Origin of the sequence: Microbulbifer hydrolyticus (genome assembly GCF_009931115.1) — a bacterium.
GTDB classification, from domain to species: Bacteria; Pseudomonadota; Gammaproteobacteria; order Pseudomonadales; family Cellvibrionaceae; genus Microbulbifer; species Microbulbifer hydrolyticus.
Window position 1 is genome coordinate 1943903 of record NZ_CP047491.1, and the last position, 25669, is coordinate 1969571.

Annotated in this window: 21 protein-coding genes; 12 read left to right on the top strand and 9 right to left on the bottom strand. The window is 58.1% G+C overall.

All coding sequences use genetic code 11. From position 1 onward, the window contains the following. Positions 1-292 precede the first annotated feature (292 nt). Complete coding sequence (locus GTQ55_RS08200) at positions 293-508, top strand: cold-shock protein (RefSeq protein ID WP_138234656.1); 216 nt, start codon at positions 293-295, stop codon at positions 506-508. A gap of 276 nt (positions 509-784) precedes the next feature. Here the strand turns inward: GTQ55_RS08200 and GTQ55_RS08205 are convergent, their stop codons facing one another. The 3 genes from GTQ55_RS08205 to mfd form a co-directional block, all read right to left on the bottom strand. Next, a complete protein-coding gene (locus GTQ55_RS08205) occupies positions 785-2020 on the bottom strand; it encodes a DUF819 family protein (RefSeq protein WP_161858293.1) in 1236 nt (411 codons plus the stop codon). 149 nt (positions 2021-2169) lie between these two features. Then, a complete protein-coding gene (locus GTQ55_RS08210) occupies positions 2170-3105 on the bottom strand; it encodes a CsiV family protein (protein ID WP_161858294.1) in 936 nt (311 codons plus the stop codon). 139 nt (positions 3106-3244) lie between these two features. After that, positions 3245-6730 (bottom strand): transcription-repair coupling factor, encoded by a 3486-nt coding sequence (mfd, locus tag GTQ55_RS08215; RefSeq protein WP_161858295.1) that lies wholly within the window; start codon positions 6728-6730, stop codon positions 3245-3247. Between the two features lie 404 nt (positions 6731-7134). Between mfd and GTQ55_RS08220 the strand changes: the two genes are divergently transcribed. From GTQ55_RS08220 to GTQ55_RS08270, 11 genes are all read left to right on the top strand, one after another. Continuing rightward, positions 7135-8520: a glyceraldehyde-3-phosphate dehydrogenase gene (locus GTQ55_RS08220; protein WP_375791537.1), complete on the top strand. Its 1386-nt coding sequence runs from the start codon at positions 7135-7137 to the stop codon at positions 8518-8520. 509 nt (positions 8521-9029) lie between these two features. After that, the gene (locus GTQ55_RS08225) at positions 9030-10367 is read left to right on the top strand and encodes a Na(+)-translocating NADH-quinone reductase subunit A (RefSeq protein ID WP_161858296.1); all 1338 of its coding nucleotides are present in this window, start codon (positions 9030-9032) and stop codon (positions 10365-10367) included. A gap of 2 nt (positions 10368-10369) precedes the next feature. Further along, a complete protein-coding gene (locus GTQ55_RS08230; RefSeq protein ID WP_161858297.1) occupies positions 10370-11581 on the top strand; it encodes an NADH:ubiquinone reductase (Na(+)-transporting) subunit B in 1212 nt (403 codons plus the stop codon). Next, positions 11574-12356, top strand: coding sequence for a Na(+)-translocating NADH-quinone reductase subunit C (locus GTQ55_RS08235; protein ID WP_161858298.1), 783 nt, complete (start codon positions 11574-11576; stop codon positions 12354-12356). Before GTQ55_RS08230 ends, GTQ55_RS08235 begins: the two co-directional genes overlap by 8 nt. A gap of 8 nt (positions 12357-12364) precedes the next feature. After that, positions 12365-13033 (top strand): NADH:ubiquinone reductase (Na(+)-transporting) subunit D, encoded by a 669-nt coding sequence (locus tag GTQ55_RS08240; RefSeq protein WP_183946592.1) that lies wholly within the window; start codon positions 12365-12367, stop codon positions 13031-13033. A gap of 3 nt (positions 13034-13036) precedes the next feature. Beyond that, positions 13037-13645: an NADH:ubiquinone reductase (Na(+)-transporting) subunit E gene (gene nqrE, locus GTQ55_RS08245; RefSeq protein ID WP_161858300.1), complete on the top strand. Its 609-nt coding sequence runs from the start codon at positions 13037-13039 to the stop codon at positions 13643-13645. 18 nt (positions 13646-13663) lie between these two features. After that, on the top strand, positions 13664-14890 hold the full coding sequence (gene nqrF, locus GTQ55_RS08250) for an NADH:ubiquinone reductase (Na(+)-transporting) subunit F (RefSeq protein WP_161858301.1): 1227 nt from the start codon (positions 13664-13666) through the stop codon (positions 14888-14890). Positions 14891-14896: 6 nt separating this feature from the next. Continuing rightward, positions 14897-15997, top strand: coding sequence for an FAD:protein FMN transferase (locus GTQ55_RS08255; RefSeq protein WP_161858302.1), 1101 nt, complete (start codon positions 14897-14899; stop codon positions 15995-15997). Positions 15998-15999: 2 nt separating this feature from the next. Beyond that, positions 16000-16266 (top strand): (Na+)-NQR maturation NqrM, encoded by a 267-nt coding sequence (nqrM, locus tag GTQ55_RS08260; RefSeq protein ID WP_161858303.1) that lies wholly within the window; start codon positions 16000-16002, stop codon positions 16264-16266. A 30-nt stretch (positions 16267-16296) separates the two neighbouring features. Continuing rightward, positions 16297-17694 (top strand): Si-specific NAD(P)(+) transhydrogenase, encoded by a 1398-nt coding sequence (gene sthA, locus GTQ55_RS08265; RefSeq protein WP_161858304.1) that lies wholly within the window; start codon positions 16297-16299, stop codon positions 17692-17694. Continuing rightward, the gene (locus GTQ55_RS08270) at positions 17691-18158 is read left to right on the top strand and encodes a thioesterase family protein (RefSeq protein WP_161858305.1); all 468 of its coding nucleotides are present in this window, start codon (positions 17691-17693) and stop codon (positions 18156-18158) included. Before sthA ends, GTQ55_RS08270 begins: the two co-directional genes overlap by 4 nt. Before the next feature lie 75 nt (positions 18159-18233). Here GTQ55_RS08270 and GTQ55_RS08275 read toward each other — a convergent pair whose 3' ends face one another. The 6 genes from GTQ55_RS08275 to GTQ55_RS08300 form a co-directional block, all read right to left on the bottom strand. Next, positions 18234-19214, bottom strand: a complete 981-nt coding sequence (locus GTQ55_RS08275) for an extracellular catalytic domain type 1 short-chain-length polyhydroxyalkanoate depolymerase (protein ID WP_161858306.1) — start codon at positions 19212-19214, stop codon at positions 18234-18236. 143 nt (positions 19215-19357) lie between these two features. After that, positions 19358-20104: an SDR family oxidoreductase gene (locus GTQ55_RS08280; protein WP_161858307.1), complete on the bottom strand. Its 747-nt coding sequence runs from the start codon at positions 20102-20104 to the stop codon at positions 19358-19360. Between the two features lie 138 nt (positions 20105-20242). Next, a complete protein-coding gene (locus tag GTQ55_RS08285) occupies positions 20243-21685 on the bottom strand; it encodes an extracellular catalytic domain type 1 short-chain-length polyhydroxyalkanoate depolymerase (RefSeq protein WP_161858308.1) in 1443 nt (480 codons plus the stop codon). A 145-nt stretch (positions 21686-21830) separates the two neighbouring features. Then, entirely contained in the window at positions 21831-23444 is a 1614-nt protein-coding gene (locus GTQ55_RS08290) for an AMP-binding protein (RefSeq protein ID WP_161858309.1), read from the bottom strand. 21 nt (positions 23445-23465) lie between these two features. Then, the gene (locus tag GTQ55_RS08295) at positions 23466-24719 is read right to left on the bottom strand and encodes a thiolase C-terminal domain-containing protein (RefSeq protein ID WP_161858310.1); all 1254 of its coding nucleotides are present in this window, start codon (positions 24717-24719) and stop codon (positions 23466-23468) included. Then, entirely contained in the window at positions 24716-25597 is an 882-nt protein-coding gene (locus GTQ55_RS08300; protein WP_161858311.1) for an alpha/beta fold hydrolase, read from the bottom strand. Before GTQ55_RS08300 ends, GTQ55_RS08295 begins: the two co-directional genes overlap by 4 nt. Positions 25598-25669: the final 72 nt, after the last annotated feature.

A 25669-nucleotide genomic window follows, 5' to 3' on the forward strand; every position in this document is an offset into this window, starting at 1 on the left:
GCAGTTAAGTGACATTTTGCTAAACCGCATGAAATGTCAAAAACTGTGGTGATATTGGCACTGTTTTGGTGATTTGTTGCGCATTGTTTATGGGATGTAAGATTAATTTCACGCGGAAACCTAGACAGTGGCGCTGTTTTATCTAAGAATCAGTAACGGCCTGTTCGGATGCCCGAGCAGGTACTTCGAGACTGTGGACCTCCCCGCAAAGAGGGCGATGGCCACGGCAATTGGGGTAGGCGCATTGCCCGCAACCGGGGCGAGCGCAATAACAATAAATGAGGTTGGCTTAATGAGTGATCGCGTTACGGGTACCGTGAAGTGGTTTAACAACGCCCGGGGGTATGGCTTTATCACCTGCGCTGAGGGTTCCGAGGATATCTTCGTTCACTACCGCAGCATTCGCGGTGAAGGCTACAAAACCCTCAACGAGGGCCAGGCCGTGGAGTTTGAAATGCAGCAGGGCGACAAGGGCCTGCTCGCGGAAGATGTAGTGCCCTGCGAATAACTCGCGAATAGACGCACGCTCAAATCTGCTTTTATCGTGGCTGCCGCAAGGTTGCCACTACCCAGAAGCATCCAGGGTTGGTAACAGCCTATGAGCTGTCTGTGTGCAGCATTTGTACATCGCGCATGCATTTAAACCGATGGCAACTTCTTCGTCGGAATTTTTACGGCGATAGCGATTGAGTGCTGTCAGTTAATAAAAAAGCCCATATTGCCGCGGATAGACTCCGCGGCAATATGGGCTTTTTTTGTTTGCGGGGTTGGTGAGCGGGGCTGATCAGCCCGCGCCTACGATTCTCAGTAACTGCCCGCAGAACCACGCCGCGTAGGTGCCCAGCGCATAACCCACGACCGCAAGGAGTACCCCCACCGGGGCCAGTGACGGGTGGAAGGCGGCCGCCACCACCGGTGCGGAGGCTGCACCGCCGACGTTTGCCTGGCTGCCTACCGCCATGAAGAAGGTCGGTGCCTTGATCAGTTTGGCAACGAGCAGCATGAGTCCCGCGTGTATTGCCATCCAGATCAGGCCAAGCACAAACAGCTCGGGGCTGTTTTTGAGTGCGGTAATGTCCATGTGGGTGCCGATGGTGGCCACAAGAAAGTAGATGAATACCGAGCCCACTTTGGCTGCGCCAGCGCCTTCCAGTTTTTTGGCCGGCGTAAAGGCTGCGGCAATGCCAAGGGTGGTGGCGATGACGATCAGCCAGAAGAAGGGGCTGGTGAGACTGAAGCGTGCCAGCTCCGGTGCATTGTTCTGGAACCAGGGGGCAAGGATGTCCGCAAACGCGTGTGCAATGGCGGTGATACCGAAGCCAACCGCCGCAATCAGCATCAGGTCCTGCAGGGTTGGAATGCGGGAGTGCTTGCGCTGCATGCTTTCGACCCTATCGCGGAGCGTATCGATGGCCGAAGTGTCCGCACCACGTTGTGCATCCAGCTTTTTCGCATTGCCGGCCATGATCAGCAAAACCGCCATCCACAGGTTGGCAACGATCACATCGACGGCCACCATCGCCGAGAAAACATTGCCACCGACGTTAAAGATTTCTTTCATCGCGGCCTGGTTGGCGCCACCACCGATCCAGCTGCCGGCTACCGTTGTCATCCCTCTCCAGATCGCGTCGGGGCCATTGCCATTGAGCATGCCCGGGTCGATTGCGGACATGATCAGAAGCGCAATCGGGCCACCGATGACAATGCCTGCGGTACCCGTCAAGAACATGATTAACGCTTTCGGCCCAAGGTTGACGATCCCTTTCAGGTCAATGCTCAGGGTCAGCAGCACCAGGCTCGCTGGCAGTAAATAGCGTGACGCGACGAAGTAGAGATTGGAATTGTGCGCATCGATGATATGAAACGTTGTCAGTAGAGACGGAAGGAAATAGCAGAGCAGTAGGGCAGGGACGAAGCGATAAAACCGCTTCCAGAACCGTTGCTCGCTGCTTGCGGTATAAAAAACGAACCCAAGTATGGCGGCAAGCATGCCGAGAATAATGGCGTCGTTGGTAATCATGGTTGAAGTCGCCTGTTTTTATGGTTTCCTGTTCTGAGCGCGAAAAGTGTCAGGGGCAGGAGTTGGTTGTTATAGAAGATACAGGTATTTACGCCGAAGGCTAAAAAAAACGGCCCACGAGGGGCCGTTTCCATTGCCTGATGCACTTGTCAGGGAGCGGTCTCCAGAGACTCTTCCTCCTCGGGCTCCTGGACAGTCCGCACTTCGATCAGTACGCCCAGCTTGGGGTGGTCGATATAGTGCAGCTCGCCACTGCGAAGGCGGCGCTGTTCATTCAACACCGCGACGCGCGCGGCCAGTTTGGAGGCCGGCTCCAGCGCTTCGGGCTCGGAATGGTTGTCGTTGCCAAATACTGCGGAGTCAGCCGCTGTGCTGTAGCCACTGGTCTCACTGAACCCGTACTCGCGGTTGTTCTGCGCGGAGCTGCCGAGATCCATGGGCTCATCACTGGCCAGTGTGTCGGCGACGGTCATAGTGGCTCGTGGGCGCGTGGGTACCGAAATTCCTTTCGGTGCTTCGGTTCCAGCCGCGGAGACATTCACGGATGCTGGCGCGCTGAAGCCGGACCCAGGGGCGCCAGTGGTTTCCGGCAACCATTCACTCAGCCAAAGGTCGGTGCTCAGGTGCAGGTAGCGTGAAACGCTCAGGGTCACGCTGCCCTCCAGCTGGTGATGGTTTCCGTCCCGGGTTCCACCGCTCACCAGCACCGCGGGGGCATTGCGCTCGGTCTGCAATACCTGTCGCCAAGTTTTGTGAAAGAGCACCTGGTATCCGGACGATCGCTTCAGCGCTGCCACTTTGTTATCCAGCTGACTGGGTACCGGCTGCAGGGCCGGAACGGTCGGGTCACTTTCGGAAGGGGTGTTGAAGTCTACCCAGTGGCTGTCGTACGCGAGCTGGGGCACGGCGGGCCAGGTTTCACGGGACTGGCTCATGCCGCTCTCGCGGGCAAATACCACCATCTCAATTTCAAACTGGGTGCCTGCGTAGCCGGCCGCCTCGGCGCCGGCGGTGCACAGCGTGAGCAGTGCAGCCCCGGTCAGTTGTTTCAGCCGATTTGTGACCTGCTTTTTGGTAAGGGTCATTTTGATACCGCTAATTCGTTATGCCTATGTGAGGGCCTTGGCTGTATCCCTGGCCATTCGAAGCCGCCGTTGGCGACGAATTCCTCCATATTATCACTGTTTGATCGCCGTTTGTGCCGACTGTTCCGCGCTGTGGCGGCTACTGAGACAGCTGTTGCAATACCTCGTTCACCTGCTGCAGGCGCTGCTCCGGGCCACTCTCATCCAGCACGAAATTCAGCTGGTTGGCGCCCTGCAGCCGGTAGGTGGTCGGGCGTGACTGCACCAGTTTTACCAGCGTCAGCGGGTCTACATTGGCGTTGTCGGCGAACTCGATGCGGCCACCAGTGGCGGAGGCCTCCAGCTTGCGGATCCCCATTTTATTGGCGCTGAGCTTGATCTCGGTGATCCGGAACAGGTGCTTGAGCGGCTCTGGCAGCAGGCCAAAGCGGTCGATCATCTCCACCTGTAGCTCCTTCAGAGCCGCGCTGTCTTCTGCGTTGGCAATGCGTTTGTACATGATCAGGCGGCTGTGCACGTCCGGCAGGTAGTCTTCCGGGATCAGCGCGGGTACCCGCAGGTTCACGTCGACGGCAGGTGATTCCAGTGGTTCGTCGATATTGGGGGTACGGCCCTCGCGGATAGCTTTCACCGCGTGGTCCAGCATCTCCATGTACAGGTTGAAGCCGACGCTCTGGATCTGGCCACTCTGATCCTCACCGAGTAATTCCCCGGCACCGCGGATTTCCAGGTCGTGGGTGGCCAGGGTGAACCCGGCGCCGAGGTCCTGGGCCTCACTGATGGCTTCCAGGCGCTTCACCGCGTCATTGGTCATCGCCCGTTTGTTGGGGGTTAGCAGGTACGCATAGGCCTGGTGATGGGAGCGGCCAACGCGTCCGCGCAGCTGGTGCAGCTGGGCGAGGCCAAACTTGTCGGCGCGCTCGATCAGGATGGTGTTGGCGTTGGGGATATCGATCCCGGTTTCGATGATGGTCGTGCACACCAGTACATTGAAGCGCTTGTGGTAGAAGTCGCTCATCACCTGCTCGAGCTCGCGCTCCCGCATCTGTCCATGACCGGTGCCGATGCGTGCTTCAGGTACCAGCTCCTGAATCTCCCGCGCGATGCGCTCGATGCTTTTTACTTCGTTGTGCAGGAAATAGACCTGGCCGCCGCGCAGGATCTCACGCAGGATCGCTTCCTTGATAAGCGCGTCGTCTCGCTCGCGGACGAACGTTTTTACCGACAGGCGTCGCGCCGGCGGGGTGGCGATTACCGAGAGGTCGCGGATGCCGGCCATGGCCATATTCAGCGTGCGCGGAATCGGGGTGGCGGTCAGGTTCAGGATGTCGACCTCCGAGCGCAGGCTCTTCAGCTTTTCTTTCTGGCGCACCCCGAAACGGTGCTCCTCATCGATAATGAGCAGTCCCAGATTTTTGAACTTCAGGTCGCTCTGTAGCAGCTTGTGGGTACCGACCAGGATGTCCACCTTGCCATCGGCAACGCGCTGCTTGATGGCCTCCACCTCTTTGTTGCTGCGGAAGCGGGAGATCACCTCGATGGTAATCGGCCAGTCGGCGAAGCGGTCCTGTAGTGACTGGAAATGCTGCTGGGCGAGCAGGGTGGTGGGTACCAGCATAGCGACCTGTTTACCACCGTGGGCGGCGACAAAGGCCGCGCGCATCGCCACTTCGGTTTTGCCGAAGCCCACATCGCCACATACCAGCCGGTCCATGGGCTTGTCTGACAGCATATCGCCCACCACAGACTCGATGGCGAGCTGCTGGTCGGGGGTTTCTTCAAACGGAAAGCCAGCAGTGAATTCGCGGTAAGCCACACCCGGGTCGCCGAAGGCATGGCCCACGCGGGCTTCGCGGCGCGCGTAGATGTCCAGCAGTTCCGCGGCCGCATCGCGGACTTTTTCCGCCGCTTTGCGCTTGGCCTTTTGCCAGGTTTCACTGCCCAGTTTGTGCAGCGGTGCGAGCTCTTCATCGGCACCGGAGTAGCGGCTGATCAGATGGAGGTTGGCAACGGGTACATAGAGCTTGGCACCGTCCCCATACACCAGCGTCAGGAATTCCGCCTGCTGGCCGTCGATATCGAGGCTCTGCAGCCCTTTGTAACGACCGACACCGTGGTCGATATGTACCACCGGTGCGCCGATACGCAGTTCGGCCAGGTTTTTTACCGCGTTATCCGCATCTTCCTTGGCCTTTCTGCGACGGCGCTGCTGCAGTACGCGATCGCCGAACAGTTGCGGCTCTGCGATCAGGTTCAGCGGTGGATCCTGCAGCTGTAAACCGATATCGATCGGGGCAACGGTAATACCGTACTGGTCGTCGCTGTCGAGGAAACTCTGCCAGCCATCGAATGTTTTGGGCTTAAGGCGAATGCCGCTCAGCAGCTCGAGCAGTGCTTCCCGTCGACCGCCACTCTCCGCACAGAACAGCACGCGGCCATCGTATTCCATCAGGTAGGCTTCGAGTGCCTTGAGTGGCTGATCGGATTTGCCGTCTACCGGCAGGCGCGGCGGCTCGACGCTGGCAAAATTGTAGTTGCCCGCCGTCTCGGGAAGGGTTTCTGATGAAAAGAAGGCGCGCGGCAAGGATTTCAGTGCGCCGTAAAACTCGTCGATATCCAGCAGGACCTGACGGGGCTCCAGAATCGGACGGGTGAGGTCGCCGCAGCGGCTCTTGTAGCGGTTGTCGGTTTCTCGCCAGAAAGATTCTACCGGTTGCTGCAGGTCACCCTGGATAAAGGCCTGGCTGCCGTCCGGCAGGTAGTCAAACAGGCTTGCGCAGCGGTCGAAAAACAGCGGCAGATAATACTCGATGCCCGCCGGCGCAATACCGGCACTGATGTCCTGGTAGATGGAGACCGGCCCCGGGTCGCAATCGAACTGTTCGTGCCAGCGCTCCAGGAACTTTGCCAGCGCGGGCTTGTGCATAGGGAATTCACGCGCGGGCAGCAGGTGAATCTGGTCCACCTTGTCCACTGTGCGCTGGTCTTCCGGGTCAAAGGTGCGCAGGGATTCTATCTCGTCATCGAACAGGTCAATGCGATAGGGCAGGCTGCTCCCCATGGGGAAAATATCCATGAGCGCACCACGCACGGCAAATTCACCGTGCTCGTATACGGTATCGACGCAGTGGTAGCCGGCCTGTTCGAGCAGTCGGCGCTGGCTGTCGAGATCGAACTTTTGTCCTTCTTTCAGGATCAGCGCATTGCCGGCGACGTAGTCCTTGGGGGCCAGCCTGTGGAGCAGGGTGCTCACCGGGGCGATGACAATGCCGCTTTTCATTTGCGGCAACCGGTACAGGGTGGCGAGCCGGTCCGAGATAATGTCCTGGTGTGGCGAAAAGGTGTCGTAGGGGAGAATTTCCCAGTCCGGGAACTGGAAAATCTGCAGCTCTCCACCGTGCTCAGCGTCTCCCCCATCTCGCCGCGACTTGTTAAAAAATTTCAGCTGAAGCTCAAGTTGGTGGGCTTCCTGGCTGTTGCGTGCGATCAGCAGGGTGGGGGCACTACTGCTTTTGGCCGCAGTGAGGATCGCCAGAGCGGCGCTCGCGCCGTGCAACTGGCCCCAGAATTGCCGGTCATTCTGCGAGTGAAAAGCGGGTGGGGACAAAGGGGGGAATTGACTCATGTTTCCTTATAATTCCGTGCTTTCTGACCGCTGGCGGCCCAAGGGGAGGCTATTGTAGCGGCGAAACGTGGCCGGTGCAGGTGCGGGCTTCGCGAAGGCTGGCATCCGGCACCCAGGCCGTGCGTGTATAGCGCTGATTCGGGGCGTCACAGGTGTCGAAAAAATGTAGTTTAACTACAGTTTTTAGGCCATTTTTTGCGCGGTTGCGCGGCTTCAGGTGAATCCACATAATGCGCCGGCCTTCGCCCCAGAGGTGATATTTTGAGCCATTCTTATCATCTGAACCGAGCTTAGGCACGACCCCCAATTTCACTCTGCAGAGGTGTCTGACTGTGACTCAGAAGCGACCGAAGCCCGCTGACTTTTTCAAGGACTGGAAGGCGCGTGAAGCGCTGGCGGAATCCATGATTCCGATGATTGGTAAGCTCAACCGGGAAAGCAACGTCGGCATTTATATGTACGGCCAAAACCTGGTGAACCGCTCCGTTCTCAGCATCATGAAAGCCCACCGCTTCGTGCGTCAGGTGGAAGAGAATGAGCTGTCCGAGTTTGAGACCTATCCGGTGCTGGAGGCCATCTGCAAACTGGACCTGGGTCCGGTTCACATCGATCTGGGTACCCTGACCAACAAATACATGCGCGACCAGCGCGGCCTCTCCATCGATGAGTTTGTCCGCGAAGAGCTGTCCGACGCCAGTGGTGCGGGCACGCCGCTGCCGCAGCCCCAGGACGTGGTGATCTACGGTTTCGGCCGTATCGGCCGTCTCGTCGCACGCCTGCTGATCGAAAAGGCCGGCAGTGGCGACGTGTTGCGCCTGCGCGCCATCGTGCTGCGCAAGGGCGGGGCTGACAATGACCTGGTCAAGCGCGCGTCTCTGCTGCGTCGCGACTCCGTACACGGTGCCTTCAACGGTACCATCCGCGTCGATGAAGAGACCAGCACCCTGATCTGTAACGGCAACGAAGTGAAGGTCATCTACGCCAATTCCCCGCAGGAAGTGGATTACACGCAGTACGGCATCAACAACGCGCTGATCGTGGATAGTACCGGCGTATGGCGAGACGAAGAAGGCCTGTCCCAGCACCTCGAGAGCAAGGGCGCGGCAAAGGTGCTGCTGACTGCTCCGGGCAAGGGCGACCTGAAGAATATCGTGTACGGCATCAATAACGGTGAAATCACGTCCGACGACAAGATCCTGTCTGCGGCCTCCTGTACCACCAACGCCATCGTGCCGGTATTGAAGGCGATGATGGACAAGTACGGCGTGCAGCACGGCCACGTGGAGACGGTTCACGCCTACACCAACGACCAGAACCTGATCGACAACTACCACAAGGGCGAGCGTCGCGGCCGTTCGGCGGCCCTGAACATGGTGCTGACCGAGACCGGTGCCGCCAAAGCGGTGGCCAAGGCGCTGCCTGAGCTCAAAGGCAAGCTCACTGGCAATGCCATCCGGGTGCCGACTCCGAACGTCTCCATGGCGATCCTGAACCTGCGCCTCGGGCAGGAGACCAACAAGGAAGAGCTGAACGAGTACATGCGCGATGTGGCGCTGCACTCGCCGCTGCGACAGCAGATCGACTTTACCAATTCCCCGGAAGTGGTCTCCAGCGACTTCGTAGGCTCCCGTCGCGCCTGTGTATTTGACTCCATTGCCACCATCGTTGAAGGCGACAATGCGGTGCTGTACTGCTGGTACGACAATGAGTTCGGCTACAGCTGCCAGGTAGTTCGCTGCCTGGAAGACATGGCCGGCGTGCGTTACGAGGTCTTCCCGAAGAAGGACTGACCTGACGATCGCTGAGGGGGCGCCAGCCCCCTTGCAGGTTCCGTGGCGCGGGTCTTTTGGTCAGACAGATCAATCCCGCGCCGCCCCACCTTTTCTGGGTGAGGCGGGCGCCAGGGTGGCGTCTCCAACTAAAGTCTTTGTTTTTTCAGCAAAAACTTACTCACCTTGAGCCGATTTGGCTCTATCTCCTCTGGTAAACCCCGGGCCCCATACTTATAATGCGCGCGATTTTGCGGGGCTGCCGTGTGCCGGGAAATTGTGCGCAAAGACTGCGAGTTGCAAGGGCAACGGCGGGTCTTCGCGCCTCCCGAGTGCTGAGCGACATCTTCACCTCCGTGGTGCCTTCCTGCGGTGACTGCTATTTATAGTCTCACTTCCAGGCTAGATTCGGGCTCGCCACGGCCTAAGCCCCCGCTACGGGTTCCTCATTTTAGGGTTTTGAACCTAGAAACCGTTTTTAACCTAGTAAACCTACTAAATCTATCAACTTAGAACTTAGGCATAGGCGTATGAGAAAGATCCGTCGGGGATTGGATTTACCCATATCCGGCGCGCCCGAGCAGGTCATCTATGATGGCCCAGCAGCCAAGACTGTCGCGGTGATTGGTCCCGATTACAACGGGATGAAGCCCACCATGGCAGTTGCGGAAGGGGATAGCGTCAAACTCGGACAGCTGCTGTTCACCGATAAGAAAACCGAAGGGGTTCGCTACACCGCACCGGCCGCTGGCCGCGTGGTTGCCGTCAACCGCGGTGCCCGTCGCGTGCTGCAGTCTGTGGTAATCGAGGTGGAAGGCGATGAAGCTGAGCAATTCGCCAGCTACAGCGCCGACAAGCTGGCTGACCTGACCGATGAGCAGGTTCGCGTGAACCTGGTGGAATCCGGTCTGTGGACGGCCCTGCGTACCCGTCCATACAGCAAGGTGCCGGCGCTCGACGCCCAGCCGTCTGCGCTCTTCATCAACGCCATGGACACCAATCCGCTGGCGGCTGACCCGGTCTTGGTCATTGCCGAGCAGCGCGACGCGTTCAGCCAGGGCGTTGAAATCCTGTCCAAACTGGCCGAGAAGACCTTCGTGTGCACCGCACCGGACGCCGATATCCCGGTGCCGAGCGCAGCCAGCGTCCAGCGCGAAGCGTTTGCCGGCCCGCACCCGGCCGGTCTCTCCGGAACCCATATCCACTTCCTGCACCCGGTCAAGCCCGGACGCCAGGTGTGGACCATCGGTTACCAGGACGTGATTGCCATCGGCAAGCTGTTCGAAACCGGCAAGCTGTTCACCGACCGTGTGGTTGCCCTGGGTGGCCCGCAGGTGACCAAGCCGCGTCTGCTGCGCACCCGTCTCGGTGCCGATCTGACAGCGCTGACTGCCGGTGAAACCACAGGTGACGACAACCGCGTGATTTCCGGTTCCGTATTTGGCGGTCGCACCGCCGCGGGTCCGCTGGCCTACCTGGGTCGCTATCACAACCAGGTGAGCGTGCTGCAAGAGGGCCGCGAGCGCCCGATGCTGCATTACTTCACTCCCGGTGCGAACCGCTTCTCCGTGCTGCCGATCTATATCAGCCGTCTGACGAACAAGCTGTTCAACTTCACCACCAGTACCAATGGTTCCGAGCGTGCACTGATGCCGATCGGCACCTACGAGCGCGTGGTACCCCTGAACATCCTGCCGACCCAGCTGCTGCGCGCGCTGATCGTTGGCGATACTCAGGTGGCCCAGCAGTTGGGTGCTCTGGAGCTGGACGAAGAAGACGTGGCACTGTGCACCTTCGTGTGCCCGGGCAAGTACGACTTCGGTCCCATTTTGCGGGACAACCTCACCCGTATTGAGAAGGAGGGTTAAGGATGTTGCGCAAACTACTCGACTCCATGGAGCCGCATTTCCACAAGGGCGGCAAATACGAAAAGTTCTACGCGCTGTACGAAGCGATCGACACCGGTCTCTTCCAGCCCGCTGACCGCACCAAAACCACGGCTCATGTGCGCGACGGTATCGACCTGAAACGCATCATGATCACTGTGTGGGCGTGTGCCCTGATCCCGATGTTCTACGGTATGTGGAACGTGGGCTTCCAGGCCAACAGCATCATCGCCGGCATGGAAAACGTGGACCTGAGCGGATGGCGCCACGCCATCATCGGCGCTCTGTCCAGCTACGATCCCAATAGCGGCTGGGACAACTTCGTCCACGGTGCCATGTACTTCCTGCCCATCTACGCGGTGACCTTCATCGTCGGTGGTATCTGGGAAGTCCTGTTCGCGGCGGTACGTGGCCACGAAGTAAATGAAGGTTTCTTCGTAACCTCCATTCTGTTCGCGCTGACCTGTCCGCCGGACCTGCCCTTGTGGATGGTCGCGATGGGCATCAGCTTCGGTGTGGTGATCGGTAAGGAAGTATTCGGTGGTACCGGTAAAAACTTCCTGAACCCGGCACTGACCGGCCGTGCTTTCCTGTTCTTTGCCTATCCGGCCGCCATGTCTGGCGACGCTGTGTGGACCGCCGTTGACGGTTACACCGGTGCAACCGCGCTGTCCGTACTGGCCAGTGAGGGCATCCAGAACGGTGCCGTTGGCGTGCCCACCGGACAGCTGACCTGGATGGACGCGTTCCTGGGCAACATGCACGGTTCTATCGGTGAGACTTCCACCCTGGCCATGCTGATTGCCGGTGTCATCCTGATCGGCATGAAGATTGCGAGCTGGCGTATCGTTGCCGGTACCCTGCTGGGCATGATGGCGACTGCGACCCTGTTCAACATGATCGGCTCCGAGAGCAATGCGATGTTCGGTGTGCCCTGGTACTGGCACCTGGTAGTGGGCGGCTTCGCCTTCGGCCTGATCTTCATGACTACCGACCCGGTGTCTGCTGCCATGACCGATGCCGGTCGCTGGTGGTACGGCATTCTCATCGGCGTGATGTGTGTATTGATCCGCGTGGTGAACCCGGCATTCCCGGAAGGCATGATGCTGGCGATCCTGTTCGCCAATCTGTTCGCGCCGCTGTTTGACCACTTCGTTGTGCAGTCCCATATCAAACGGAGGTTGGCACGTGGCTAATAAAGATTCTGTAAAAGGTACTCTGATTGTCGCACTGGTCCTGTGTATCGTCTGTTCTGTGGTGGTCTCCACCGCGGCAGTGATGCTCAAGCCCAAGCAAGAGGCGAATGCCGAGCTGGACATGAAGAAGAACGTACTGCTCGCTGGTGGCCTGATCTCTCCGGATCAGACCAGCCGCAAGGCGATCGAAGAAGCGTTCGGCAATGTCACCATCAAGTACGTCGACCTGAATACTGGCAAATTCACCGATGAAGCGCCGGCAGGTGGTAGCGGCCGTGCCGCTGCCAAGATCGCCAGCGCCAGTGAAAAGCTGCCTGCGGAAGAGGACACTGCCAAGATCATCCGCCGTGAAAACACCAAAGAGGTGTACCTGGTGGAAAAGGGCGGTGAACTGCAGCGCATCATCCTGCCGGTTCGCGGCTACGGCCTTTGGGGCCAGCTGTACGGCTTCCTGGCGCTCGAGAATGATCTGAAGACTGTTGCTGGTCTCGGCTTCTACGAGCACAAGGAAACCCCGGGACTGGGTGGCGAAGTGGACAACCCGCGCTGGAAAGCTCAGTGGGAAGGCAAAGAGGTTTACGATGCGGATGGCAACGTAGACATCGCCGTCATCAAGGGCAGCGTTGATGCCAACACGCCGAACGCTGAGCACAAGGTAGACGGCCTGTCCGGTGCCACGCTCACCAGTAAGGGCGTCAACAACCTGGTTAACTTCTGGCTGGGCGGCCAGGGTTACGGTCCCTTCTTGAAAAACCTTAAAGCAGGGGAGGCGTAAGCATGAGCATGAAATTGAAAGACACTCTGCTGGAGCCGATTTTCAACAATAACCCCATCGCGTTGCAGATCCTCGGTATCTGTTCCGCGCTGGCGGTCACCAGCTCGCTGGCGGTCACCCTGGTGATGTGTATTGCATTGACCACGGTAACTGCGTTCTCGAACCTGTCGGTCTCTCTGATCCGGAAACAGATTCCCAACAGCATTCGGATCATCGTACAGATGACCGTAATTGCATCGCTGGTAATCGTGGTGGATCAGATCCTGAAGGCATACGCCTACGACATCTCCAAGCAGCTGTCGGTATTTGTTGGCCTGATCATCACCAACTGTATCGTAATGGGCCGCGCGGAAGCCTTCGCCATGAAGCACGGTCCCAAGGACAGCTTCTTCGACGGTATTGGCAACGGCCTGGGTTATAGCGTCATCCTGATTGGCCTCGCGGTTGTCCGCGAACTCTTCGGCGCTGGCAAACTGTTTGGTATTGAACTCCTGTCTACCGTGAACAACGGCGGCTGGTACGTACCGAACGGTATGCTGCTGCTGCCGCCGAGCGCATTCTTCCTGATCGGTCTGTTCATCTGGGCAATCCGTACCTGGAAGCCTGCGCAGGTGGAAGAGGACGAATTCAAGATTACGTCCAACTCTAAAGTGCCGCTGGCACAACAGGAGGCCTGATAGATGGAACACTTTATTTCTCTGATCATTCGCGCCGTTTTCGTTGAAAACATGGCGCTGGCCTTCTTCCTCGGGATGTGTACTTTCCTCGCGGTATCCAAGAAGGTCGAAGCGGCGGTTGGTCTCGGTGTTGCGGTTGTTGTAGTACTGACCATCACCGTTCCGGTTAACAACCTGATTTACACCTACCTGCTGAAAGACGGCGCGCTGGCCTGGGCTGGTTACCCGGACGTGGACCTTAGCTTCCTCGGCCTGCTGTCTTACATCGGTGTTATTGCTGCACTGGTACAGATCCTGGAGATGTTCCTGGATAAATATGTACCGGCGCTCTACAACGCCCTCGGTGTATTCCTGCCGCTGATTACCGTGAACTGCGCCATCATGGGTGCGTCTCTGTTCATGGTGGAGCGCGAATACAATTTTGGTGAATCTGTCGCTTACGGCTTCGGTGCTGGCCTTGGCTGGGCACTGGCGATTACCGCTCTCGCCGGTATTCGTGAAAAGCTCAAGTACAGCGATGTGCCGAACGGTCTGAAAGGCCTGGGTATCACCTTCATTACCGTTGGTCTCATGTCGCTGGGCTTCATGTCCTTCGGCGGCATCGATATCTAAGCGGGGAGGTCGAATAGAATGGAATTAACGGATATTTATTTTGGCGTAGGCATGTTCACCGTGATCGTGATCGCGCTGGTAGCCATTATTCTGGTTGCCCGCTCACGTCTGGTGAACACCGGTGACGTCAACATCGTGGTCAATGGTGAGAAAACCCTCACCGTGCCGGCGGGTGGCAAACTGCTGCAGACCCTGGCGGCCAATAACCTGTTCCTGGCATCTGCCTGTGGCGGCGGTGGCTCCTGTGCGCAGTGTGTATGTGTGGTTGAAGAGGGTGGCGGCGACATGTTGCCGACCGAAGCAGCGCACTTCACCCCGCGTGAAGCGAAAGAAGGCAAGCGTCTTTCCTGTCAGGTTGCTGTAAAGCAGGACATGAAAATCGAAGTGCCGGAAGAGGTGTTCGGTGTGAAGCAGTGGGAATGCACTGTGGAATCCAACCCCAACGTGGCGACCTTCATCAAAGAGCTGACCCTGAAGCTGCCGGAAGGCGAAAACGTCGACTTCCGCGCGGGCGGTTACGTTCAGCTGGAAGCGCCGCCCCACCATGTGAAATTCTCCGATTTCGACATCGAAGAAGAGTACCGCGGTGACTGGGAGCACTTTGGCTTCTTCAAGCTGGAGTCCAAGGTCACCGAGCCGGTGGTTCGTGCCTACTCCATGGCGAACTACCCGGAAGAGAAGGGTGTTGTTAAGTTCAACATCCGTATCGCGACCCCGCCGCCGCGTACCGAAGGTATTCCGCCGGGCCAGATGTCTTCCTACGTCTTCAACCTGAAGCCGGGCGACAAGATGCGCGTATACGGTCCCTTTGGTGAGTTCTTCGCCAAGGATACCGATAATGAAATGGTCTTTATCGGCGGTGGTGCCGGTATGGCGCCGATGCGTTCGCACATCTTCGACCAGCTCAAGCGCCTGCACTCCAAGCGCAAGATCAGCTTCTGGTACGGCGCGCGCTCCCTGCGCGAGATGTTCTACGAGGACGACTACAACGGCCTGCAGGACGAGTTCGACAACTTCCAGTGGCACATTGCACTGTCTGATCCGCAGCCGGAAGACAACTGGGAAGGTTACACGGGCTTCATCCACAACGTGGTGTACGAGAACTATCTGAAGGACCACCCGGCTCCGGAAGACTGTGAGTACTACATGTGTGGGCCGCCCATGATGAACGCGGCAGTGATCAATATGCTGAAAGACCTGGGCGTTGAGGATGAAAACATCCTGCTCGACGACTTCGGTGGCTGATCACGCATGATTGGACGTGACAATACATCCACGAAAACAGGGCCGCTGCTATCGGCCCTGTTTTTGTTTGTGCGGAAAGCGTTTTCCAGGCGGGAGCGGCTCGGCGGTTTTGGCGCTGTGCTGCTGGCAGTGTTCGCGCTGTCCGCCTGTACCGCTGAGAACCACACATGGAAGCTGTCTGGCCCCACCATGGGTACCGCCTACCACATCACGGTGGTGGATGTGCCCGCGGCCGTTCACAAGGCAGAATTGCAATCTGCAATCGATGCCGAGTTGGCCGCGGTGAATCAGGAGATGTCGACGTATATCCCGGATTCCGAACTAATGCGCTTCAATCGCGCACCGGTCGGTGAGGTGGTGGAAGTCTCTCCCCACCTTGCGGAAGTGGTGGCGCGTGCGCTTGAAATACATCGCCACAGCGATGGCGCCTTCGATGTAACGGTCGGACCGCTGGTCAATCTGTGGGGATTCGGCCCGAATCCTGAGCCCGAGACCATTCCCGGCGATGAGGAGATCGCGGCACTGCAGTCGGTGGTGGGCTCTGATGCCCTGAACCTGCAAGGCACGCGACTGTCCAAAGCGCGGGCAGTGGCGATAGATCTCTCCGCTATCGCCAAGGGCCACGGTGTGGACCGTGTGGCCGACCTGCTCGAGGACAAAGGTATTGGGAACTACCTGGTCGAAGTGGGCGGGGAGCTGCGTACCGCGGGGGTGAACCCCAAAGGGAAGCCCTGGCGCATCGGTATCGAGCGACCCTCGGCAGGCCAGGTGGTGCAGAAGCCGATCGAAGTCATTGGCAAGGCGGTGGCCACCTCCGGGGATTACCGCAACTACTACGAGCGTGATGGCAAGCGCTACGCGCATACCATCGATCCCCGTACCGGGCGGCCGGTGGAACATAAACTGGCTTCGGTAACCGTGATTGCGGACAGTTGTGCCGAGGCGGATGGCTATGCCACGGCACTGAATGTGATCGGCGCCGAAGCAGCGTTAAAATTGGCAGAAGAGCGGCAACTGGCGGTCTTCCTGCTGGTAAAAACCGATTCAGGGTTTGAGGAGCGCGCGAGCAGCGCGTTCCAGCCCTATCTTGAAAGTCAGGGGAGGTAACCGTGACTATTTACATTTTGGCGTTCATTATTATGGTACTGATTGTGGCCGGTATGGCTCTCGGTGCGATTGTGCAGAACAAGCCGCTCAAAGGCTCCTGTGGTGGCCTCAACAAGATTGGCATGAAGAAAGACTGCGATATCTGTGGCGGTGACGACGACGAATGCGAAAAAGAGCAGGAGCGTCAGCGTCAGGCGGCACTGGCAAAGGTCGCTGCGGAATCCGATCTGGCTTATGACGCGACCAGCAAACAGAACAAAAAATCCTGATTAAACCGTATAGGCAAAGACAGTAAATCAATGGCAGATTCCAAGTACGATCTGGTAGTAATTGGTTCCGGTCCGGCAGGGGAAGCCGCGGCCATGAGCGCAGCGAAGAAAGGCCTGCGCGTAGCCGTTATCGAACGCAGTGCAGCGGTAGGCGGCAACTGCACCCATAAAGGCACCATCCCCTCCAAGGCGCTGCGTCATTCTGTAAAGCAGCTGATGCGTTACAACACCCAGAGTGTGTTCCGCGCGCTGGGCGAGCCGCGTCGTTTGACCTTTCCGCAGGTGATGGAGTCGGTCAACAAGGTCATTTCCTACCAGGTGGAAATGCACACCAGTTTCTACGCGCGCAATCGTGTGGACCTGATCGTTGGCGATGCCAAATTCCGCGATGCCAACAGTGTCGAGGTCAAACTGGCGGACGGCGCCAGGGAAATCATTACCGCGGAAAAATTTGTCGTAGCGACCGGGTCGCGCCCGTATCGTCCGGCGGATGTGGATTTCGATCATCCACGCGTTTATGACAGCGATACGATTCTGGATATGGAGCACACGCCCCAGGCCATCATCATTTACGGTGCCGGTGTGATTGGCTGTGAGTACGCTTCCATCTTTGCCGCACTCGGTATGAAAGTGGACCTGATCAACAGCCGTAACCATCTGCTGGAATTCCTCGACGACGAAATTTCCGATGCGCTGAGCTATCACCTGCGGGATATGGGCGTCACCGTTCGCCACCGTGAGGAATACGCAAAAGTAATCGGCACCGATCGCGGCGTGACCATGGAAATGCAATCCGGCAAGCGGATCTGGGCAGACGCCTTGCTGTGGTGTAACGGCCGCTCCGGTAATACCGGCTCACTCGGCCTCGACAAGATCGGTCTCGAGGCGAACCACCGCGGCCAGCTCGCGGTGGATGATCACTACTGTACCGCTGTGGAAAATGTGTTTGCGGTAGGTGACGTGATTGGCTGGCCGAGCCTGGCCAGCGCGTCTTACGACCAGGGCAGGGCAGTGGCCGCCGCTATCGTCGGTCGTGGCCACCGGGTGATCGAAGATGCACCTACCGGTATTTATACCCTTCCGGAAATTTCCTCCGTGGGTAAAACCGAAACCGAGCTGACCAACGCCAAGGTGCCATACGAAGTGGGGCGGGCGCTGTTCAAGCACACCGCGCGTGCACAGATTTCGGGTGAGCGCGTGGGCATGCTGAAAATCCTGTTCCACATCGAGACCCGCGAGATTCTCGGCATTCACTGCTTTGGTGCAGAGGCTGCGGAGATTGTGCATATCGGTCAGGCGATCATGAAGCAGCCGGCACCGAACAACTCGATCGACTTCTTTGTGAATACCACATTCAACTACCCGACCATGGCGGAGGCCTACCGCAGTGCCGCACTGGACGGACTCAATCGGATAACCCGGCTATGAGTGAGCCGTCTCCCGCGGAATTCCGGGCGATGGTGGAGGGGATATTTTCCGATATCCCCTTTGTCCGGGAAATTGGCCTGAGGCTGCAGGATTTCGATCTCGAACAGCAGACGTTGTCCGCGGCGTTCGAGCTGAAACCCCAGCTGATCGGTAATCACTTCCAGAATATTCTGCACGGCGGTGTGATCGCCACGGCCTTGGATACGGTGGGAGGCCTTACCGCGATGGTGGCGGCGTACCATCGTATGGGCGGCGCCATCGGGTGGGACGAAAAAATCCAACGGCTGATTCGCCTCGGAACCGTGGATATGCGGGTGGATTACCTGAAACCGGGGCGCGGTGAGCGTTTTGTGTGTGACGGCAAGATCTTGCGGGTGGGCAACAAACTGGTGGTCACCCGGATGGAGTTGCATAACGATCGCGACGAGTTGATCGCGACCGGCACGGCGACCTTTCTTTACTGAGCAAATGACCACCGGGTATTGGGGCCTGCTGCATATACAGGCCGCCATTCACCCCTGCTATTGCTGTCGCACAGTTTATTCTGCAGCTAGCCTGCGATTGTTGGCGAAGAACCAGCGCGTGATCCAGGCTGGATAATTCAGATGTTCACCGTCAACAAAGAAACCTTCGCCAGAGCCGGCCGGCCAGGCGTGTCCCATCCCATTTACCAGCACCTTGGAAACCCTCGGCCCCTGAGCGTCGCACCACTGTGATACCGAGGTCTTGTCTGTGGCGGAAGCCGCGTCATCGCATACCGACATCGCGCTGAACTCGGAATAGACGGATAAGGCAATTTCCGCATTTCGATCCGCATGTGCCGGCACGACCACATCGTCTTCCACCCCGTGTACGGTATTCCATAGCTGGGTGTTGAGAAGCTCTTCAATGGATATACCATTCTGCTGAGCCGCGTATTTCAGGCAGTACTCCCGGCCTTCTTCCACGGATACAGATGGCGATTTGAGGTCGCTGCGTGCCCCGGTCGAGCCGGGCGCCGGTCCGGCACTGACACCGACACCTGCAAACAGGTCAGGCGCCATACACCAGAGCTGGTTGGCGATACCGCCGCCGGAAGATAAGCCGGTGAGGTAGACCTGTGCGGGATCAATATTGAGCGTCTCGTCGGCGAGGAGTTCCTGTACCAGCGCTACCAGGTGGGCCTGATCACCGTCGTTCCGGCTTGCCTCGGGCCCTTCATGAAAGTGCCAGCACCCAAGCCATCCGTAGAGGCCACCTTCACCGGAAGCCTGTGGCACCGCCACCACCATGCCGTACTCGTCCGCTACCGTCTCCCAATTTCCCGATTCGCGGATGGTTTCGTTGCGCTGGACGCAGCCATGCAAACTGACCATCAGCGCGCGGCCAGCACTCAGCGCCGGCTCTGAGTCGGGAATATAAAGATAGGTGTCGAGCTCTCCCCCCATCACCCGTTCATCGGTCCAGGTGCCGCCAACGCTGTGGCTACTGAGGCCCAGCAGGATCAGGCATGCGAGCATGCGTGCTGACTGAACGGCCATATTTATTCTCCGGTGTTGTATTGATCGTGTTGTAGGTGTGAGCGGGTATCCTTCACGTTACCAGAGTCGGGTGCCGCCGGCATCAGGCATTGGTATGATTTGGCTTCCTGCTAATTATTCTCCGAATGGGTTATGGAGACGCGCTACATGCGCAGACCACCATCTACCTCAATCGTGCGTCCGCTCACGTAATCATTCTCGATAATAAAGCGCAGTGCGGATGCGATTTCATCGGGCTGGCCGATTCTCTTCAACGGTACTTTTGCCAACATTCGTTCCAGTACTTCGGGGCGCATCTGTGCCACCATTTCGGTTTCCACAAATCCCGGTGCGATAGCGGCAACGCGAATATTGTAGCGCGCCAGCTCTTTGGCCCAGGTAGTGGTCATCGCGGCTACTCCGGCCTTGCTGGCAGCGTAGTTACTCTGACCGGCATTGCCCGCACGGGCTACGCTGGAAAGGTTGACGATGACGCCGCCTCTGCCCTGAAGCATGTGGCTGGCGGCGGCGCGGCCGCACAGAAAGACACCGGTCAGGTTTACATCGATTACCGATTGCCACTGCTGTAAAGACATGCGCCCGACGACCTCACCGTGCTCGACTTTCAGTAGCAGACCATCGCGCAGCAGACCGGCGTTGTTGACCAGTACATCGACCCGGGAGAACTCACCCCGGATCCGCGCGAAAGTAGCGTCTACCGCTACCTCGTCGGTTATGTCAGTGGCATATACACGCGATTCGCCACAAAGCTCCGCAGTTTCGGCCAGCGCCTGGGCGTCGATATCAATCAGTGCCAGACGCGCGCCACGTGCGGCCAGATGAGTCGCCATGGCACGCCCCAGGCCGCGTCCCGCGCCGGTGATGGCGACAACAGCGTCTTTTATTTCCATTAGTTTTTCCTTCAAAAAAGGCGCGCCGTTGTGGCGCGCCAACATTGCCCCGGAGTAAAGGGCAGGAGAGAGATTAAAACGTTGTAATTGAGCTTGGTGTGGAAAATTCGTCCAGGGGAAGAGAATTCCACTTTTGCTTCACGGGCAGCTTCCTTTTTCGAAATAGCCGGGAGAAGTTTCGGCAAGTGTCGTCACGGTGAAAATATTCCACAGTCCCAGAGCGTCACCGGAACCCTTGGCATAAGTCAGGCCGAACAGTACATAGGCGCGACCGCTGACACTGTGGGCATAGTTGTCGTCGGTGTATTCAGTGCAGTTGGCGGGCGGCGGTGCGGATTCGACCGTGACGGTGCGGCTTTCAGACGCGCTACTGGCGTCGGAGAAAGTCACCGAGTAGTCGATGGTGTAATTACCGGCAACGCAGCTATCGAAGCCCGCACCACTGACGATAACCTGGTTGGAAATGTCCCCGTTGACTGCATCGGTAGCGGTGTAACCTGGCTCCTGGTATGGATCACATTCGTTCAGAGTGATCGCCGTGGGCGGTTCGAGTACCAGCGCGTTTTCTCCGATGGGGGGAGGGGGGTTGCCGCCATCGACCCGTCGGTTGTTGGCGAAGAACCACTGGCTGATCCAGGCCGGGTAGTCCACGTAATCCCCATCGATGTAGTAACCATCATTACCACCCGATGGCCAGGCATGTCCCATGCCATTGGCCATGATCTTGGAAACCCGTTCGCCGATACTGTCGCACCAGATGGTGGCATCGGAGTCGCCGGCGCTCCCGGGAATGGTCTCGGTACGACACTGGTTGATGTTGTCGTAGTCGTCATAGACGGCCACCGCAATATCCGCATTGCGGTGTGCATGAGCTGGAGCCACAGAGTCGTCATTGGTCCCGTGCACGGTATTCCACAGTTGCGTTTTCAGGTAGTCGGCACCCAGTCCGCCAGGGACCTGCGTCGCAAAGTTTTCACAGTTGGTCTCGCCCTGGCTTACCGAGATGGATGGGCTGTTCAGATCCAGGGTACTGCCGGTCGAGCCGGGAGCCGGGCCGGCGTTAACGCCGACACCGGCGAACACGTCGGGTGCGATACACCACATCTGGTTTGTGATGCCCGCACCCGAGGAGAGGCCGGTGAGATAGACCTGGGCGGGATCGATATTCAGCGAGCTGTCGGCAAGCAGCGCATTGACCAGGTTGATCAGGTACTTCTGATCACTGGAGCTGCGGCTGGCATTGTTCCCGGTATGGAAATTCCAGCAGCCGGTAAAGCCGTAGGTGCCTTCTCCAGAGGCCTGGGGAACCGCCACCACCATGCCGTACTGATCGGCTGCGGCTTCCCAGTTACCGTCGTTTTTAATGTCGTCGTTTTTTTGCACGCAGCCGTGGAGGCTGACCATCAGTGCACGTTTTCCGTTCAATGCGGGGGCAGTGGTTGGTGTGTAAATGAAGGTCTTGAGTTTGCCGCCGACCGTCTGCTCGGACGACCAGGAGCCACTGTAGGCGGCGGCTCCTGAAGCAGTTGCCAACAGGCAGCCAGCGGCGATCACTGGTGCCAGGAGTTTTCTAATATTCATCGCTATATCCTCTATCAGAGTCATTATTGTTATGTATACAGCTTGATTTTTTACATAACGGCCATTTACATCGCCGCTAACAGTCGATTACCGCTTGTCGTGATAGTGCTCCTTTCAACGATCAATCAATGCGGGAGTAAATTCTTTAAACGCAAACTGCGGCTTCTTCTTTGTCCCAGGTGTCAGCAGTGACACCCTGTTTACGCAGTTCCACCTTGCGAATTTTGTTGGTGGAGGTTCGCGGTATCTGCTCCGGCTGTACGCAGCGCAGGTAGCGGGGTACGGCAAAACGCGGCATGTTCTTTTCACAGTGGGCTATAACCGCTAGCGGGTCAGGCTCACCATCAGCCACCAGTACCGCCATCACCTCATCCTCGCCACCGGTAATATCCGCGGGCACCGCGATTACTGCGCACTCGGTGATGCCGGGGAAAGTGAGCAGAACGGTTTCCACCTCATAGGAAGAAATGTTCTCACCGCGGCGGCGGATACAATCCTTAAGGCGGTCCACAAAATAGAAGTAGCCGTCTTCATCCATACGTCCGGCATCGCCGGTGTGGAACCAGAAATTGCTCCAGGCTTCGATGGTTTTTTCCGGCATACGGTAGTAGCCAGACATAAAGCCGCCGGAAATCTTTGGTCGTACCTGTATCTCGCCAACAACACCGGGTGGATTTTCCAGATCGGTTTTCGAGTCAGCCACACGCACCTCGAAATACTGATCGTAGGCTTTGCCGCAACTGCCGGGGCGGGGCTCGGTCAGTGGTGTGAACAGGGGGATATTTACTTCCGACATTCCGTAGAGCTCCACCATCTTCACACCGAAGCGCTGCTCAAAGCGCTCAATAAATACCGGTGCCGCCGGTGCAGCCGCGATAACGCGTAATTGGTGATCGCGATCGTTGACCGACGGTTTGCGCCGGTCGAGGAACTCGGTCATCACACCAAGCAGGTTGGTGTGCGTTACCTTGTAGTCGCGGATATCCTGTAACCAGCTGGAAGCGCTGAATTTTTGTCGTACAACCGCAGTGGCGCCATTGATCAGGCACGCGTAGAGCTGCATAAACAGACCGTTGCAGTGGAACAGCGGCATATTGATGTAGTAACTGTCTTGCGGGTGGAAATCGAGGTTGTCGATCGTGCCCAGCCCATAGAGGTAACAGTGGGCATGGGGCATCATCACCGCCTTGGATGGGCCGGTAGTGCCGGATGTGAACATCAGACAGGCCAGATCCTGGAAGCCGGCTTCCGATACGGGGGATTGCGCAATATCGCCACGCAGCACATCGAATGGGTGTACCGGGAGAGGGAAATGTTCGCTGTCGGGCGGAAGTTGTCCGGTGACAAAGATTTTCTCCAGCAATGGCAGTTGATCAATGATCGGGCCAAGCTTGGCAAATTGTTCTGCGCTACACACCAGCACCTTGCTCTCACTCAGGTTGAGGGTATGCACAAGAAAGCTACCGAGTAGCTCGGTATTGATTCCCACCAGTACCGCATCCGCCTGATGGCAGCCCCACCAGGTCTCGCAGAATTCCGGACCATTGGGGAGCAGCGTGGCAAGTTTATCGCCAGCATTGATACCTTGCTTTCTAAGGCCGGCGGCAATTTGTCTCGCACTGTTATAGGCGTCACGGTAGGTATAACTCCGATCATCGACAAAAATGACGGCCTTCTTGTCAGGGTTTTCGCGTGCCTGGCGTGCCAGTACTTTGGCGGTTGACCACTGATGGATGTCTCTAATTTGATCAACTGTCATATCTGATACCTACTTATTGTTTTAAACAGCGCGCAAAATGCTGGTGCAGTTCACGACGCCACTGCCACCGATGTTCAGTACCGCAGCGGTCTGTGGATTCCCCGGGTGAGCCGCACCAACGGCGCGACCCAGAAGTTGCCGGTAAGCAAAATAGTGCATCGAGACGCCGGTGGCGCCGACCGGATGGCCCTTGGACTTGAGCCCACCGGATAAATTGATCTGGCAGCGCGCATCGTCACCGAAGCCTCCAGCCAGATATTCCTCACCGGCGCGACCGGCGTCGCTGAGCCCCAGGGCCTCGAGACAAAGCAGCTGGTTACTGGTAAAGCAGTCGTGTACCTCCGCGAGATCCAGATCGGCGGCTGAGATTCCGGCTTCTCGGTAGGCCTTGCTCACCGCATCGCGCGCGCCATCCAGCGCATAGTTTTTCTCGCGGCGTGACAGCGCTAATTGGTCGGTGCTAATCGCGCGCCCTGCAAGTTCGACTCTGGATCCGGCACCGTTGAGGCCACTATCTCCGCGCACCAGCACCAGTGCCGCGGCGCCATCGCTGATCGGCGAGCAATCGTGCAGGTGGAGCGGAGCGGCGATTTCCGGATTGGACTCTGCTGGCAGATCGAGAATGGCGGCGGCACTCGTTAGCTGAAGTTTGTCTGGCAGGCTACCGGGGCCAAAGTGTGCCAGGGGATTGTGAATGCCGCGGCGATAGTTGGCCGCAGCAACGGCAGCGAGCATCTGCCGGTAGCGTTCGCTGGCGATACCGTGATGGTTGCGGTAATTTTCCCCGAGCTGCGCAAACAGGCCGGGAAAGGTCAATCCGTGGCCGCCTTCCTCGGGCCAGTATGAACAGCGACCGAGTATTTCTGTGACTGCTGCGGTACCCAGCAGATTCATTTTTTCGATGCCGATGACAAGTGCGGCATTGACGCGGCCGGATTGCAGGGCGTCGGCGGCGGCATGCAGTGCGGCTGTGGATGAGGCGCAGGCAGCAGTGCACTGTTGTACAGCGGTAAAGCGCAGGTCTGGTTCTGCTTCCAGCGTGAGCGGCGCGAGAAGTTCCTGATTGGCGAAGGCGCCGGGAGAACAGCTGCCGACCCAGATGCCATCAATTTCTGCCGCACCGACTTTGGCATCGGCCAACGCAGAACCGGTGACGTGGAGCAGCATTTGTTCGATTGAATAGCGGTCTTCCCGTTCTCCGCTGCCCGGGGCTTTGGCAATGTGCGCGGCGAATTTGGTATGTGCACCGCCCGCGATATATATCGGCTGGCTCATACCGGCACCTCGACAAGTTTTTCGACAAAGCGGTCGATGGCCGCCAGCGCTTCCGGTTCGTTCAGAGCCGGCGCATGGCCGCGGCCTGGAATCTCCATCGCTTGCATGCCCGGCATACGCTTTTGCATTTCCGCAAAACAGGCCCGCGAGAGAATATCGGATAGCGTGCCGCGCAGGGCGAGTGTGGGAATGCCCGCGAGGCCTTCGAACAGCGGCCAAAGATTGGGCGGGACGGCACTGCCGGTATCCGCGGCAATGGGTTTGGATATCGCCGGGTCGTAGGCGAGTTCGGGCACACCCTGTGTATTTTCAAAGTACAGCTGGTGCGCCATGCGCATCCAGTCGGCGTCTGTGTAGTCGGGAAACGCAACGGCATTCAATGTGCGCACAGTCTCTGCGGCGTCTGTCCAGTTGGCCACCGGGTCCGTTTTACCCACATAGCCCTGAATGCGCTGGAGTCCGCGTGGGTCCACTTCCGGGCCGATATCATTCAATACAATGCCGGCAATGCGATCCCGTGCAGTGGCGGCCATGATCATCGCCATCAGGCCTCCCATGGAGGTGCCGACAATGATGACTTTGTGGATATTTAACTGATTCAGCAGGCCCAGCGTATCGGCAACATACGTATTTGGTTGATAACGATCGGCAACGGGATCCCACTGTGATTTACCGCGACCGCGTTGGTCGGGCACCAGCACGCGGAAGTCTCTCGCCATATGTTCTGCCAGTTCCTCGAAATCCGCCGAGTTCCTGGTGAGGCCATGCAGGCAGAGCATAACCGGTTTGCTCCCGGTGTGTGCCTGTCTACTGTAGTCGCGGGCGTAGAGTGCCAGTCCATCGCTACTCTGGTAGCGCAGGTCAGAATACGTTTGCATGTGATTTTCCTATCCTAAAAACGGGCGGGTGACGCTTTGCCTGTTTAATTGACCCGGCAACAGAGTGCCGGG